16 protein-coding genes, 1 tRNA gene and 1 pseudogene are annotated in these 13,752 nt (G+C 44.6%); 14 read left to right on the forward strand and 4 right to left on the reverse strand.

Translation table 11 applies throughout. The features are described 5' to 3' along the window. The first annotated feature begins 224 nt into the window (after window positions 1-224). A complete protein-coding gene (senS, locus tag MKX38_RS04755) occupies window positions 225-407 on the forward strand; it encodes a transcriptional regulator SenS (protein ID WP_029317517.1) in 183 nt (60 codons plus the stop codon). 41 nt (window positions 408-448) lie between these two features. Here senS and katA read toward each other — a convergent pair whose 3' ends face one another. After that, entirely contained in the window at window positions 449-1,900 is a 1,452-nt protein-coding gene (gene katA / locus MKX38_RS04760; RefSeq protein ID WP_327847400.1) for a catalase KatA, read from the reverse strand. Window positions 1,901-2,307: 407 nt separating this feature from the next. Here katA and MKX38_RS04765 point away from each other — a divergent pair, with 407 nt between their 5' ends. From MKX38_RS04765 to rpsN, 6 genes and pseudogenes are all read left to right on the forward strand, one after another. Beyond that, a complete protein-coding gene (locus MKX38_RS04765; RefSeq protein ID WP_010886450.1) occupies window positions 2,308-3,075 on the forward strand; it encodes an ABC transporter ATP-binding protein in 768 nt (255 codons plus the stop codon). A gap of 17 nt (window positions 3,076-3,092) precedes the next feature. Next, window positions 3,093-4,091: an aliphatic sulfonate ABC transporter substrate-binding protein gene (locus MKX38_RS04770; RefSeq protein WP_003245431.1), complete on the forward strand. Its 999-nt coding sequence runs from the start codon at window positions 3,093-3,095 to the stop codon at window positions 4,089-4,091. Beyond that, window positions 4,088-4,918, forward strand: a complete 831-nt coding sequence (locus MKX38_RS04775) for an ABC transporter permease (RefSeq protein ID WP_010886451.1) — start codon at window positions 4,088-4,090, stop codon at window positions 4,916-4,918. Before MKX38_RS04770 ends, MKX38_RS04775 begins: the two co-directional genes overlap by 4 nt. 22 nt (window positions 4,919-4,940) lie before the next feature. Then, on the forward strand, window positions 4,941-6,071 hold the full coding sequence (ssuD, locus tag MKX38_RS04780; protein ID WP_003245787.1) for an FMNH2-dependent alkanesulfonate monooxygenase: 1,131 nt from the start codon (window positions 4,941-4,943) through the stop codon (window positions 6,069-6,071). A gap of 102 nt (window positions 6,072-6,173) precedes the next feature. Continuing rightward, a pseudogene (locus MKX38_RS04785) lies at window positions 6,174-6,709 on the forward strand (hypothetical protein). Window positions 6,710-6,820: 111 nt separating this feature from the next. After that, window positions 6,821-7,090: a 30S ribosomal protein S14 gene (gene rpsN, locus MKX38_RS04790; RefSeq protein WP_003233455.1), complete on the forward strand. Its 270-nt coding sequence runs from the start codon at window positions 6,821-6,823 to the stop codon at window positions 7,088-7,090. A 17-nt stretch (window positions 7,091-7,107) separates the two neighbouring features. Here the strand turns inward: rpsN and MKX38_RS04795 are convergent, their stop codons facing one another. Together MKX38_RS04795 and MKX38_RS04800 are read right to left on the reverse strand one after the other, a co-directional pair. Then, complete coding sequence (locus MKX38_RS04795) at window positions 7,108-7,581, reverse strand: lipoprotein (protein ID WP_003245008.1); 474 nt, start codon at window positions 7,579-7,581, stop codon at window positions 7,108-7,110. Between the two features lies 1 nt (window position 7,582). Continuing rightward, a complete protein-coding gene (locus MKX38_RS04800) occupies window positions 7,583-7,783 on the reverse strand; it encodes a helix-turn-helix transcriptional regulator (RefSeq protein WP_009966860.1) in 201 nt (66 codons plus the stop codon). Between the two features lie 193 nt (window positions 7,784-7,976). Here MKX38_RS04800 and MKX38_RS04805 point away from each other — a divergent pair. Next, window positions 7,977-8,050: transfer RNA gene (locus MKX38_RS04805), tRNA-Gly, on the forward strand. Window positions 8,051-8,140: 90 nt separating this feature from the next. Here MKX38_RS04805 and MKX38_RS04810 read toward each other — a convergent pair. Then, the gene (locus MKX38_RS04810; RefSeq protein ID WP_003245517.1) at window positions 8,141-8,764 is read right to left on the reverse strand and encodes a B3/4 domain-containing protein; all 624 of its coding nucleotides are present in this window, start codon (window positions 8,762-8,764) and stop codon (window positions 8,141-8,143) included. Window positions 8,765-8,846: 82 nt separating this feature from the next. Between MKX38_RS04810 and queG the strand changes: the two genes are divergently transcribed. From queG to MKX38_RS04840, 6 genes are all read left to right on the forward strand, one after another. Next, window positions 8,847-10,007 (forward strand): tRNA epoxyqueuosine(34) reductase QueG, encoded by a 1,161-nt coding sequence (gene queG, locus MKX38_RS04815; protein ID WP_003245522.1) that lies wholly within the window; start codon window positions 8,847-8,849, stop codon window positions 10,005-10,007. 66 nt (window positions 10,008-10,073) lie between these two features. Next, entirely contained in the window at window positions 10,074-11,009 is a 936-nt protein-coding gene (locus MKX38_RS04820; protein WP_031315024.1) for an amidase domain-containing protein, read from the forward strand. 37 nt (window positions 11,010-11,046) lie between these two features. Continuing rightward, window positions 11,047-11,529, forward strand: a complete 483-nt coding sequence (gene trmL / locus MKX38_RS04825) for a tRNA (uridine(34)/cytosine(34)/5-carboxymethylaminomethyluridine(34)-2'-O)-methyltransferase TrmL (protein ID WP_003233442.1) — start codon at window positions 11,047-11,049, stop codon at window positions 11,527-11,529. A 125-nt stretch (window positions 11,530-11,654) separates the two neighbouring features. Beyond that, complete coding sequence (locus MKX38_RS04830; RefSeq protein ID WP_014479247.1) at window positions 11,655-12,296, forward strand: YhbD family protein; 642 nt, start codon at window positions 11,655-11,657, stop codon at window positions 12,294-12,296. Then, window positions 12,287-13,000, forward strand: coding sequence for a polymer-forming cytoskeletal protein (locus MKX38_RS04835; RefSeq protein ID WP_326131912.1), 714 nt, complete (start codon window positions 12,287-12,289; stop codon window positions 12,998-13,000). Before MKX38_RS04830 ends, MKX38_RS04835 begins: the two co-directional genes overlap by 10 nt. Window positions 13,001-13,011: 11 nt before the next feature. After that, window positions 13,012-13,719: a hypothetical protein gene (locus MKX38_RS04840; RefSeq protein ID WP_019712204.1), complete on the forward strand. Its 708-nt coding sequence runs from the start codon at window positions 13,012-13,014 to the stop codon at window positions 13,717-13,719. Window positions 13,720-13,752: the final 33 nt, after the last annotated feature.

Genomic DNA, 13,752 nt, shown 5'->3' on the forward strand with positions numbered 1-13,752 from the left:
CTAGTTTCTCTAGCTTATGCGTCAGGGGAAAAGAGTGTATAAGGAAAAAGCGGGGATGCAATCTGATACAGTGTCAACTCCCTTAAAAAATAGTTGACAGGTCGGTATTGTATGAATTAACATGGTCAGTACAAATTTTTCAAATTTATCGCGCTGATCGGAACACCGAAGGCTCTTATCGTTTAGATAAGGGCCTTTTTTGTATGAAAAAGGAGGGATTATTGATGGGAGTCAAAAAAGAAAAGGGGAGAAAACGATTCAGGAAGCGAAAAACCTACGGGAATCAGATTTTGCCGCTTGAGCTGCTGATTGAAAAAAACAAACGAGAGATTATAAACAGCGCGGAGCTCATGGAAGAAATTTATATGAAGATTGATGAGAAGCATACGCAATGTGTAACTAAATAGAAAAAAACCCGCTGATTACAGCGGGTTTTTGCATTTCTACATTAAGCATCTTTTTTAATCGGCAATCCAAGGCCTTCTGCCACGCGTTTTCCGTATTCAGGATCCGCTTTGTAGAAGTGCTCGATTTGGCGCAGCTTGATTTCTTCTTTTTCTACCGGCTTCAAAGCATTAACGATATTTTCAACAAGGCGGGTACGTTCATCTTCACTCATTAAACGATACAGATCACCGGCTTGAGTGTAGTGATCGTTGTGATCGTAGCTTACGCTGTCAGCGATGCCTTGTACCGGATATGCTGCTTGCTTATCCTCAGGTGACTCTTTTGGACCGCCGAAGCTGTTAGGCTCGTAATACACAGATCCGCCGCCGTTATCATCAAAGCGCATTTGTCCATCACGCTGATAATTGTTTACTTTGTTGCGTGCGCGGTTGATTGGCAGCGCTTGATGGTTTGCACCGACACGGTAGCGGTGTGCATCATGATAAGCAAACAGTCGGCCTTGAAGCATTTTATCCGGTGAAACATCAATACCAGGCACGAGTGTTCCAGGTGAAAATGTCGCTTGTTCTACCTCTGCAAAGTAGTTTTCCGGATTTCTGTCTAGAACCATGCGTCCGACCTCGATTAACGGGTAGTCTTTTTGAGACCAAACTTTTGTGACATCAAACGGATCGAAACGGTACGTGTTTGCATCTTCTAAAGGCATGATTTGCACATATAGTTTCCATGCAGGATAATCACCGTTTTCGATTGCATTGAAAAGGTCTTCTGTATGGTAATCAGGGTTTTCACCGGCAATTTTTGCTGCCGTATTGACATCAAGGTTTTTCACGCCTTGTTCTGTTTTAAAGTGATATTTAATCCATACGCCTTCGCCTTCGGCATTTGTCCATTTGAATGTATGGCTTCCGAAGCCGTGCATGTGGCGAAGTGTCGCAGGAATTCCGCGGTCAGACATCAGGATTGTCACTTGGTGCAGTGACTCTGGTGAAAGTGACCAGAAATCCCATACAGCCGTAGGGTTTTTCAGGTGTGTTTTTGGATCTCTTTTTTGTGTATGGATGAAATCAGGGAACTTAATCGCATCGCGGATAAAGAATACAGGCGTATTGTTGCCGACGATGTCGTAGTTTCCTTCTTCAGTATAAAATTTAACAGCAAATCCGCGCGGGTCGCGAACTGTGTCAGCAGAGCCAAGTTCACCGGCAACTGTTGAGAAACGGATGAACAACGGTGTGCGTTTGCCGACTTCAGAAAGGAAAGCGGCTTTCGTGTATTTTGTTACGTCGTTTGTCACTTCAAAATATCCGTGTGCGCCTGCTCCTTTGGCGTGAACAACACGTTCAGGAACACGTTCTCGGTTGAAATGGGCCAATTTTTCGAGTAAATGTACATCTTGAATTAAAGTTGGTCCGCGAGAACCGGCAGTCATTGAGTTTTGATTATCTCCAACCGGAGCGCCCCAGCTAGTTGTCAGTTTATTTGAACTCATGTTATCACCTCTTGGAATTTATAAGAACATAATATCATCTCTAAGTAAAAAGTCAATATTATTTTATAATTATTATAAAATAGTTATCTCTATTAATCGATATATAGTATCGAAATTGTTGAAAAACCTTGTTGTAACAGCTTTTTATGACACTTAATAATTTTTGGAGAAATAATTTTTCCTTCTCTATTTGCGAAACAAGCAGAGTAAGTGATAAACAAGGATATCAAAAATCGTATTTAAAAAAGAGTTGACATATCGGAATAATTTGAATTAACATGTTATTCAAACAAAAAAACAATTGGGCAGCTGATCGGACCGCCGAAGGCTCTCATCTCTACAAGAACAGAGATGGGGGCCTTTTTGTTTTTTTTGAAGGCGGGGTTGGCAGAAAGAGAGGGATAAAAGTGGCTGTGACCATCAGCATCAAAGAAAAGGCATTTGTTCAAGAAGGCCGCAAAAACACGGTCTTAGAAAACATAGAATTATCAATCGCACCAGGCGAATTTCTAACGCTTATCGGACCGAGCGGGTGCGGAAAAAGCACCCTGTTAAAGATTATTGCAGGGCTTGATTCTGAATATGACGGGAGTGTGGAAATTAACGGCCGCAGCGTAACAGCTCCGGGTATTCAGCAAGGATTTATTTTTCAGGAACACCGCCTCTTTCCTTGGCTGACTGTTGAGCAGAATATTGCAGCCGACTTGAATTTGAAGGACCCAAAAGTCAAACAAAAGGTGGATGAACTGATCGAGATTGTCAGATTGAAAGGATCGGAAAAAGCATATCCGCGCGAGCTGTCAGGCGGCATGTCACAAAGAGTAGCCATCGCCCGGGCCCTGCTGCGGGAGCCTGAGGTGCTGCTTTTAGATGAACCGTTTGGTGCACTCGACGCTTTTACAAGAAAACACCTGCAGGACGTGCTGCTGGATATATGGAGGAAGAAAAAAACAACGATGATTCTCGTGACTCATGATATAGATGAATCTGTTTATTTAGGAAATGAGCTTGCGATCCTTAAGGCCAAACCGGGGAAAATCCATAAGCTGATGCCCATTCACCTGGCGTATCCGCGAAACCGGACGACTCCGGATTTCCAAGCGATCAGACAGAGAGTGCTGTCGGAATTCGAGAAAACAGAAGATTTGGAGTACGCAGAAGGATCAGGGATATAGAAAGGGCGGAAGCGGAAATGAAAAAAGGACTCATTGTATTGGTTGCCGTTATTTTTCTGCTCGCAGGCTGTGGAGCAAATGGAGCCAGCGGTGACCACAAACAATTGAAGGAAATTCGTATTGGTATTCAGCAAAGCTTAAGCCCCCTTTTGATTGCAAAAGAAAAAGGCTGGTTCGAAGATGCATTTGAAAAAGAAGGCATCAAAGTGAAATGGGTGGAGTTTCAAAGCGGTCCGCCCCAATTTGAAGGCCTTGCGGCAGACAAACTTGATTTTTCTCAAGTCGGTAATTCGCCTGTGATCGCTGGACAGGCGGCAGGCATTGACTTTAAAGAAATCGGTTTGTCTCAGGACGGCTTGAAAGCAAACGGCATCCTTGTCAATCAAAACAGCGGCATTCAAGACGTTAAGGGCTTAAAGGGGAAGAAAATTGCAGTCGCCAAAGGCAGCAGCGGGTTTGATTTTTTGTATAAAGCGCTTGATCAAGTGGGGTTGTCAGCTAACGATGTGACAATTATTCAGCTTCAGCCTGATGAAGCAGCTTCCGCATTTGAAAACGGATCTGTTGATGCCTGGTCCATTTGGGAGCCGTACTTGTCCTTAGAAACAATGAAACACGGAGCAAAAATCCTTGTGAACGGAGAAAGCACAGATTTATATTCACCGGGTTTTACTTTAGTAAGAACAAAGTTTTCAGAAGAGCATCCAGACGAAGTGGTCCGTTTTCTGAAGGTGTTTAATAAAGCCGTTGTATGGCAAAAGGAACATCTGGATGAAGCAGCGGACTTATATTCTGACATTAAAGATCTCGATAAAAAGGTCGTCGAAAATGTGCTGAAAAATACTGAGCCACTTAATGAGATCATCAGTGACGACATTGTGAAAGCACAGCAGGAAACAGCAGATTTTCAATTTCGAACAAAGGCGATAGATAAGAAGATTGATGTGAAGGATGTTGTCGATAACACTTTTATCAAAAAAGCATTAGAGGAGCATTCCTCAGGAGGTGATCAATGATGAAAGCAGAGGCTGCGGGCTCGCTGCCCAAAACGAATGCGGAAGCGGTGCGAAAAAAGCCCGGAAGGAAGAGATACGGCTGGATGAAGGGGCTTTTACTGCCCGCTGTCATCATTGCCATCTGGCAGGTCATCGGCGGGCTGGGGGTTGTGTCCGCTACAGTGCTGCCTACACCTGTTACGATTGTTCTGACCTTTAAGGAGCTTATTTTGTCCGGCGAACTGTTCGGCCATCTGCAAATCAGCATTTATCGGGCGGCACTTGGTTTTTTGCTTGGCGCGGGGCTTGGATTGATGATCGGGATTTTGGCCGGATTTTCCAAACGGACGGAGCTGTATCTTGATCCGTCGTTGCAAATGCTTAGAACCGTACCTCATCTGGCCGTCACGCCGCTGTTTATTTTATGGTTCGGATTTGACGAAGTATCTAAAATTTTGCTGATTGCGCTCGGTGCCTTCTTTCCTGTCTATATCAATACGTTTAACGGCATCCGCGGGGTTGACGCGAAGCTGTTTGAAGTCGCCCGGGTGCTTGAATTTAAATGGCATCAGCAGATATCCAAAGTGATATTGCCGGCAGCCCTGCCCAATATATTGCTAGGCATTCGCTTATCGCTCGGCATTGCATGGCTCGGGCTCGTTGTGGCAGAGCTGATGGGCTCAAGCTCGGGAGTCGGCTATATGATCATGGATGCGAGACAGTTTTCACAAACGAATAAAGTCTTTGCAGGGATTATCATTTTTGCAGTGGTTGGAAAGCTGACGGATTCCTTCGTCAGGCTGCTTGAACGAAAGCTGTTAAAGTGGAGAAACAGCTACGAAGGATAAAAGATATAAAGGGGAGATGAATATGGAAATTCTTTGGTTTATACCGACTCATGGAGACGCGAGATATTTAGGATCTGAAAGTGATGGACGGACTGCGGATCATCTTTACTTTAAACAAGTCGCGCAGGCGGCAGACAGGCTGGGATATACAGGAGTTCTTCTGCCAACGGGAAGATCGTGCGAGGACCCGTGGCTTACAGCGTCGGCACTGGCAGGAGAAACAAAGGACTTAAAGTTTTTAGTCGCGGTAAGACCTGGTTTAATGCAGCCTTCTCTGGCAGCCAGAATGACATCCACCCTAGACCGCATTTCAGACGGCCGGCTGCTGATCAACGTTGTGGCAGGGGGCGATCCGTATGAGCTGGCAGGCGATGGCCTGTTTATCAGCCATGATGAGCGCTACGAGGCAACAGACGAATTTTTAACCGTTTGGCGGAGACTTTTGCAGGGAGAAACGGTTTCCTATGAAGGAAAGCATATAAAAGTGGAAAACAGCAATCTGCTTTTCCCGCCGCAGCAAGAGCCGCATCCGCCCATCTATTTCGGTGGTTCGTCACAGGCTGGAATTGAAGCTGCCGCAAAGCATACAGACGTGTACTTGACATGGGGGGAGCCGCCTGAACAAGTAAAAGAAAAGATAGAAAGAGTCAAAAAGCAAGCGGCAAAAGAAGGGAGATCCGTTCGATTTGGCATTAGGCTGCATGTCATTGCCCGTGAAACTGAACAAGAGGCATGGGAAGCGGCAGAGCGCTTGATCAGCCACTTGGATGATGACACCATTGCCAAAGCGCAGGCAGCTTTGAGCCGTTACGACTCTTCAGGCCAGCAGCGGATGGCCGTCCTTCATCAAGGCGATCGGACGAAGCTTGAAATCAGCCCGAATCTGTGGGCGGGGATCGGCCTGGTCAGAGGAGGGGCAGGAACAGCTCTTGTCGGTGATCCGCAGACGATTGCCGACCGGATAGCGGAGTACCAGGCACTCGGCATAGAATCGTTTATATTCTCCGGCTATCCGCATTTAGAAGAAGCGTATTATTTTGCAGAGCTTGTATTTCCGCTTTTGCCGTTTGAAAATGATCGGACGAGAAAGCTTCAGAACAAAAGGGGAGAAGCGGTAGGAAACACTTATTTTGTCAAAGAGAAAAATGCATGAGTTTAACTAAAATACAGCCCCCGAACATGGTATGATATTCAAAAAAAGGGGGCTTTTTTTCTGAAAACATTGAGAAGCGCGGCAGTCATTTGCCTCATAGCTATGCTGTCAGCATGCGGACATTCAAAACAGATGGAAATCAAAGCGGCGGACATATCAGATCTTGAAAAAAACAGAATGGATGTCGCAGCTTCACAGGCATTCACTGCCGAAGCCGTCAATATCGGTGAAGGTATTTCTTCAGCTGACATGTACATCGAACATTATCAAAAGGGAAAGCTTGTTGAGAGGTTTGGACCGGTTCGTGCAGATTATTCAGAGGAAAAAACTGATACCATACAATTTGTTTATTTTGAGAATGAAGAGGGGGAAGGAAAGAATAAACATACCACCATTCATTTTGGCATTGTGGATAAACAGGGAACTATAGCGGCTGATTCATCGGTGAAACGCGACGATAGCACAACACAGGAAATGACTCAGAATATTTCATCGCGGAACCGATTACTTTCGAGAAGCCTGCTTTGATCGGCAGCAGTATTAGAGGGACTGACGAGACAATGCACACCTCTGAACATAAAAAAGAGCTCATTAAGCATCAAGATGCGTTACTGTATTATGTGGAATTGCATCATTAGAATGGGCGGCTTCAGGCCGTCTGTTTTACAAAGCGGTATGCTTGCTTTTTTGAATGGTGCATGATACATTTTAAATCGTAACAATTTCGATTTAAAGGGAGGCTATGTGACTTGGCTAAAAAATCAAAAGTGGCAAAAGAGTTAAAACGCCAACAGCTTGTTGAGCAATACGCTGGTATTAGACGCGAGTTGAAGGAAAAAGGAGATTACGAGGCACTCAGCAAGCTGCCAAGAGATTCAGCACCGGGAAGGCTTCACAACCGCTGCATGGTAACGGGGCGCCCGAGAGCATATATGAGGAAGTTTAAAATGTCCAGAATCGCTTTCAGGGAGCTGGCCCATAAAGGCCAGATTCCCGGTGTGAAAAAAGCAAGCTGGTAAGAAAAAACTCCGGCCGATTACAGCGCGCCGGAGTTTTTTTCGTTTTTCTTGAAAGAGATGACGTAGGAAAGGTGCTGGATGATCATGATGATAAACACAATAATAATAGGGAAAAACGGAATGCGCGATTGAAATAGCGGATAAAAAATGAGAAGAACCGCTGCGGCAGGCAGCGAAAAGTAGACAGCGATATATGACGCGCGACATGCTTTTGCCGTCATCATCTGCTCTCTTTCATCCTGCTCTTCAAACTCATCAGGCAGAAGTAGCTGCTTTCTGGCAGGGCGGCTTTTTTTCTGTAAGTACAAATAAACCGCAGACGCCGCAACAAACAGAATAAAGGGAGTGAGGTTTAAATCAAATACCATCCCGCCGCTCTTTGTGCCGAAAAAAGATGCTATGCCTTCTGAGGCTTCAAAGTATGAAATCAGCGCCCAGCATGCAAGGCCAAATAAAACAAGGTGAAAAGCTGCTTTTGTTTTCATGCTCATCTTAGTTTTCCTCCTCTAACCAAAAGACATCCTCCATTTTCATGGAGAAGGCTTTGCAGATTTTCAGTGCTAACAGCAGTGAGGGAACATAATCGCCTTTTTCAATCGCTGCCACAGTCTGTCTTGTGACGCCGACCGTTTCTCCGAGTTTTTCCTGAGAATAGCCGAAGCGTGCCCTCAGCTCTTTTACTTTATTTTTCATCATGACGTCTGTCCCCTTCACAATCTCGATTGATTATATTGTATAGTATACTTAACATTATGTAAATGGAACTTAACAACTTTACAAAAAGATAACTTTTTTTCGACAAAATTTTTATATTCCCTTGACGAAAAATAAATAAACATGTAATATAAAAAAAGTCAGAGCGGTACTGTTGCTGACAATCACAAATGCGGGTGTAGTTTAGTGGTAAAACCTCAGCCTTCCAAGCTGATGTCGTGAGTTCGATTCTCATCACCCGCTCCATACATACGTTATTAACGCAGTGTTTCGTTTCTCAGATAAACGAAGTATTGCGTTTTTTTATGTGAAAAAGAACACGGTATTCGTGTTCTTTTACGTAAGCCAATGTACTGTATGGGTGCCGCCGTGAATTTGTTCAAACATTTTCGTTAATGATGATAAGAGGTTAACAGCGCTGCTTTTCTCAATCGATGGCGGGAAAAAAATGATTTGCAGCATATTCTTAGTCTCGTTTGAAACGGGATAGTGGTTGACGCTGTTTTTGAAATCGCCAAAAATGCCGTTTTCATCAGAGAAAAGCAGTATGTTTTCTTTTTCTCCCAATGAGATCCGGACCGGCTCATGAAGCTTTCCGGCATCATAAATCATAATAGGCAGAGAATATTTTAATGCGAAAAAATCGATTGTGTCATGGGCCGAGTCTTTACTTTCCATGAATTGTTCCTTGGATATCGGGACCAGCATGTCCTCCATTGGGGTTGTTTCTCCCTCAAATGAAGGATTAAGCTGTTTAAAGAGTTTCTGCCATTCCTTGACGAAGGATTCATCGGATATACCGCCGTCCGCATAGTCGAAAAACAAGGATTCTTGAAACAGGCGGAGTCTGCCTTTCAGCATTTGCGGTGAGGAGCCGACTTCGATATTCTCATAAATGACAGCAGCTGCATGTAAGCCGGCCGCACGTTCAGTAATAACAGAATCAAGTTTGATATTCACTAGCATTCACTCCAGTTACGTGATATCAACCTATTATAAACGCTGTATCGTTTTATCACAAAGAAAGGAGGCTGTGCAAAACATGAACGTTTATCAGCTCAAAGAAGAATTAATTGAATACGCGAAAAGCATTGGCGTGGACAAGATTGGTTTTACGACCGCTGATACTTTTGACAGTTTAAAAGACCGTTTGATTCTTCAAGAATCACTCGGCTATCTCTCCGGCTTTGAAGAGCCGGATATCGAAAAAAGGGTGACGCCGAAGCTTCTTTTGCCGAAAGCGAAATCAATAGTGGCAATTGCTCTCGCATATCCTTCCAGAATGAAGGATGCGCCGAGAAGCACGAGAACTGAGCGCAGGGGCATTTTTTGCAGAGCTTCCTGGGGAAAAGACTATCATGATGTGCTGAGGGAAAAGCTTGATCTGCTGGAGGATTTTCTAAAAAGCAAGCATGAGGATATCAGAACGAAGTCAATGGTTGATACAGGTGAATTGTCTGATCGCGCCGTTGCGGAACGTGCCGGAATCGGATTCAGTGCGAAAAACTGTATGATCACAACACCCGAGTATGGCTCTTATGTGTATTTGGCGGAAATGATCACAAATATCCCTTTTGAGCCTGATGTGCCGATTGAAGATATGTGCGGGTCCTGCACGAAATGCTTGGACGCCTGCCCAACGGGAGCACTGGTTAATCCCGGGCAGCTTAATGCGCAGCGCTGCATCTCTTTTCTGACCCAGACAAAAGGATTTTTGCCTGATGAATTCCGGACAAAAATCGGAAACCGCCTGTACGGGTGCGATACGTGCCAAACGGTATGCCCTCTCAATAAAGGGAAGGATTTTCATCTTCATCCGGAAATGGAGCCTGATCCTGAGATTGCCAAACCGTTATTGAAGCCGCTTTTGGCCATCAGCAATCGGGAATTTAAGGAGAAATTCGGGCATGTCTCAGGTTCTTGGCGCGGAAAAAAACCGATTCAGCGAAACGCCATTCTCGCGCTTGCCCATTTTAAGGATGCTTCCGCACTGCCTGAATTGACGGAACTGATGCACAAGGATCCGCGTCCTGTCATCAGGGGGACAGCCGCATGGGCAATCGGAAAAATCGGAGACCCCGCCTACGCGGAAGAGCTTGAAAAAGCGCTGGAAAAAGAGAAGGATGAAGAGGCAAAGCTGGAAATTGAAAAAGGAATTGAGTTGCTAAAAGCTTCAGGCATGACTAAACAAGGCCTGTCCTGACATACGTATAGAGCAGAAGGAAAAAACACTTGAGATCATCCAAGTGTTTTTTCTCTATAAAAAAGTATGGCGGGTGGGGTGAGCTTGAAGTACATTTTAGAACAATTAGCGGAGGAGCGGCTGGGCTTTCTGGTTAACGGGCATGCTATGAGACAGGAGTCTCAAGTCGGAGACCTTAAAGTCATGGAGCGTAAGAAAAAGCTTCTGGAAAAACGTAAAGTTGACATCATAAAAGCGAAAGCAAAGGCCGTGATTAATCATGTGCGGGTTGAGGATGACGGAACGACCTGCCTTTCGTATACCATCCATTACGAATACGTGTGTAAGGAACAAGATGACAGCTTGTATATAGAAGAGCACATAGAGGAGCGAATGGCTTTCCTGTATGATCACATTTTGATTAGTGATCAGGAAATTGCGAAAAAGCCGGCTGGATTTCATGAAGGGACCAGTATTATTGACTATTCTGAAGCTGAAGAGGAAAGAGAAGCGTTTGGCAGGGCTTTTCAATACGATCGTCTCGGCGCTGTCCAATATGCCGAGAAATTTTGGAACAAGCGCAATCCTGCTTATAAAAATTTCAGCGATAACTGTACAAATTTTATTTCTCAGTGTCTTCATGCAGGAGGCGCGCCGATGCGCGGTCATCCGAACAGGGGATCAGGCTGGTGGATGAAACAAAGCTCATGGAGCTACAGCTGGACGGTGGCGCACTCTATGAAAATGTATTTGTCGAATTCAAAGGCCGGACTGCGTGCGGTGCGGGTGAAATCAGCGGAAGAACTGATGCCGGGCGATGTGATTTGCTATGACTTCGAAGGAGACGGCCGCTTTAATCATACAACGATTGTCGTGGCAAAGGACAAAGGCAATATGCCGCTTGTCAACGCCCAGACCTATGACAGCCGGATGAGGTATTGGTCATATGAGGATTCTACGGCATACACGCAGTCAATACGATATGCCTTTTTTCATATCGTTGATGATACGACAAAAGAGTAATTAATGTTATAATGATGGGCGGATAAGAAAAACAGAGGTGAACATTGTGGCATTACATGTCGTTTTATATCAACCAGAAATTCCCGCTAACACAGGGAATATTGCACGTACTTGTGCAGCAACCAATACAACGCTACACCTGATTCGTCCGCTCGGCTTTTCAACGGATGATAAAATGCTGAAGCGTGCCGGACTCGATTATTGGGAGTTTGTTAATGTTGTGTATCATGATTCGTTAGAAGAATTGTTTGAGGCATATGAAAAAGGCCAGTTTTTCTTTATTACAAAATTTGGCCAGCAGCCTCATACATCATTTGATTACACTGATCTTGACGAGGATTATTTCTTCGTGTTCGGAAGAGAAACAAGCGGTTTGCCAAAGGATTTAATTCAAAATAATATGGACCGCTGCCTGCGTCTTCCGATGACAGAGCATGTCAGATCGTTAAACCTGTCCAATACTGCCGCGATTCTTGTTTATGAAGCGCTGCGCCAGCAAAATTACCGTGATTTAAAATAGTGAAAAAACCCGCTCATCGATGATGGGCGGGTTTTTTTGCGGATGTTGAAATGCTTTGTTTCGTTTTTGGGCTTAACAACGTAACAGTGTTATGTTACAATGTACCCATCAAAGGAGCTGGACTTATGGAAGAACAATTAATCTCTAAAAAAGAATTACTTGAAAGAACATCGATTTCATACGGTCAGCTGTATCGATGGAAGCGGAAAAACTTAATACCTGAGGAATGGTTTATTCGTAAATCCACATTTACAGGGCAAGAGACGTTTTTTCCGAGAGAGGAGATTTTAAAACGTATATCAATGATTCAAAAGATGAAAGAAAATTTGTCTTTGGATGAAATGAGGGAAATGCTGTCGCCGAAAATGAAGGATGTCAGCATGACCGCTGATGAATTGCTTCATAAAGGTTTGGTTTCAAGGCCTGCTCTTGAAGCCTATTCAGAAGACGGAGGAAGTCCGGTTTTTTCATCCAGCGATTTGCTTTCGCTATATGTGCTTGAGGGACTGCTGCAGTCTGGAAATGTCAGCCTTGCAGAAGCAAAAATGGCTGCAGAGGTATTAAAGAAGCATGATAATGAAGAGATTGAAAAACAGACGGAGCTGATTGTGCTCCGCAAGCTCGGTGTCACAACTTGTTTTATAGCGGCTGCGGCGGACAGCATTTTGTTTGAATCATCCGTAAAGGTTGTGGAACGGGTAGATTTATTAAAAGCTTCAGAGGAATTAAAAACAACATTTATGCAGGAGGGCCATCAATGGATGTAGTGGAAAAGCTGGTGATAAACGGATCAGGAAGTTCAAAGGGAGGAACATTTCAATCTGTTGAGATTAATGGCAGCGGGACAGTGGCCGGGGACGTGGAGTGTGATACTTTTTCTTTTAATGGAAACGGAAAAGCTGACGGCAGCGTCAAAGCGAAAGCGGTAACCATCAGCGGTTCAGGAAAGATACATGGAGACGTTGAAGCAGAATCTATCCGGATTAATGGCACTGGTTTTATCCAAGGAGAGGTATCTGCAAAACAATTGAAAGTCGCTGGATCATCAACATTTGGCGGCACTGTCAAGGCTGATGGCATTGACATTAGCGGAAAAGCTGTCATGGAAGCAGATTGTGAAACGGAAACCTTTCAATCAGAAGGGAAATGCAAAATCAGCGGGCTTTTAAATGCAGACCAGGTGATCATTAAGCTTTCTGCAGGGGAAAGCTATGCGCGGGAGATCGGCTGCCGCCATCTTCAAGTGACCTGCAGAAAAAGAATGCTGACATTGCTCAGATTGATGCCGCAGCCTGTTCTAACAGCAGAGCTGATCGAAGGTGACGTGATTGAATTGACAAATACAAAGGCGAAAACCGTGCGCGGAAATAAAGTGGTCATCGGCCCGGATTGCCAGATTGAAACTGTCGAATACAGCGGGGACTATACCTGTGATCCAAGCGCGTCAGTTAAAACATCCACAAAGTTGTAAGGAGGATCGTAATGGAGACAACAAAACTGGGAAATTTAAAATTATATGGCGCTGGGCATGCCGCAGGAGGCGCGTATCACAATGTCAGCATCAAAGGAGAAGGTATAGTTGGAGAAGGGCTGTCTGCTGTAGGCTGCCGCATATACGGAACGGGCCTTTTTCTCGGAAAAGCAGAGACTGAGCGGCTGCGTGTGCTCGGAGAAAGTGAATGTAAAGGCGATCTGACAGCCGGCAAAATCAATATATATGGGATAATGAAAGTCAGCGGCTCACTTCAATTTGATCGATTCAATCTGAAAGGCCAGACTGAAATTGGCGGGAATATGACTGGAGAATCCTGCGATGTGAAAGGGAAGCTTAGCGTAAAAGGTGATTGTGAAACAGAAATGTTCCATGTCACAGGCTGTGTTGATGTATCGGGGTTATTAAATTCGGGTGAGATCAAGCTGGGATTGAGCCATGATATAAGCCATGTGCAGGAAATCGGCGGAACAACAATTACAGTGAAAAGACGCGCGAGTTTTTTTAACCGGAAGAAAGTGAAGCTGATCGCCGATGTCATAGAAGGCGATCGGGTTTATTTGGAGAATACCGAAGCGGCAGTCGTCAGGGGAAAAGAAGTGATCATCGGGCCGGGATGCAGTATCGGAACAATTGAGTACGAAAACAAATATGAATGCGATCCGCATTCACAGATTAAAGAAAAAACAAAACTGTAAAACATTGTTCTGTTATACAAAAAGGGTGCTCTT

It is taken from the genome of Bacillus sp. FSL M8-0025 (assembly GCF_037975475.1).
Classification (GTDB): domain Bacteria; phylum Bacillota; class Bacilli; order Bacillales; family Bacillaceae; genus Bacillus; species Bacillus subtilis.

Excerpts from the sequence above, each read along its gene's own strand:
- MKX38_RS04775 (WP_010886451.1), top strand. The coding sequence starts at position 4,088 with ATGATGAAAGCAGAGGCTGCGGGCTCGCTGCCCAAAACGAATGCGGAA.
- senS (WP_029317517.1), top strand. The coding sequence starts at position 225 with ATGGGAGTCAAAAAAGAAAAGGGGAGAAAACGATTCAGGAAGCGAAAA.
- MKX38_RS04800 (WP_009966860.1), bottom strand. The coding sequence starts at position 7,783 with ATGAAAAATAAAGTAAAAGAGCTGAGGGCACGCTTCGGCTATTCTCAG.
- MKX38_RS04770 (WP_003245431.1), top strand. The coding sequence starts at position 3,093 with ATGAAAAAAGGACTCATTGTATTGGTTGCCGTTATTTTTCTGCTCGCA.
- MKX38_RS04820 (WP_031315024.1), top strand. The coding sequence starts at position 10,074 with ATGGCGGGTGGGGTGAGCTTGAAGTACATTTTAGAACAATTAGCGGAG.
- MKX38_RS04840 (WP_019712204.1), top strand. The coding sequence starts at position 13,012 with ATGGAGACAACAAAACTGGGAAATTTAAAATTATATGGCGCTGGGCAT.
- MKX38_RS04795 (WP_003245008.1), bottom strand. The coding sequence starts at position 7,581 with ATGAGCATGAAAACAAAAGCAGCTTTTCACCTTGTTTTATTTGGCCTT.
- queG (WP_003245522.1), top strand. The coding sequence starts at position 8,847 with ATGAACGTTTATCAGCTCAAAGAAGAATTAATTGAATACGCGAAAAGC.
- MKX38_RS04835 (WP_326131912.1), top strand. The coding sequence starts at position 12,287 with ATGGATGTAGTGGAAAAGCTGGTGATAAACGGATCAGGAAGTTCAAAG.
- ssuD (WP_003245787.1), top strand. The coding sequence starts at position 4,941 with ATGGAAATTCTTTGGTTTATACCGACTCATGGAGACGCGAGATATTTA.
- MKX38_RS04830 (WP_014479247.1), top strand. The coding sequence starts at position 11,655 with ATGGAAGAACAATTAATCTCTAAAAAAGAATTACTTGAAAGAACATCG.
- katA (WP_327847400.1), bottom strand. The coding sequence starts at position 1,900 with ATGAGTTCAAATAAACTGACAACTAGCTGGGGCGCTCCGGTTGGAGAT.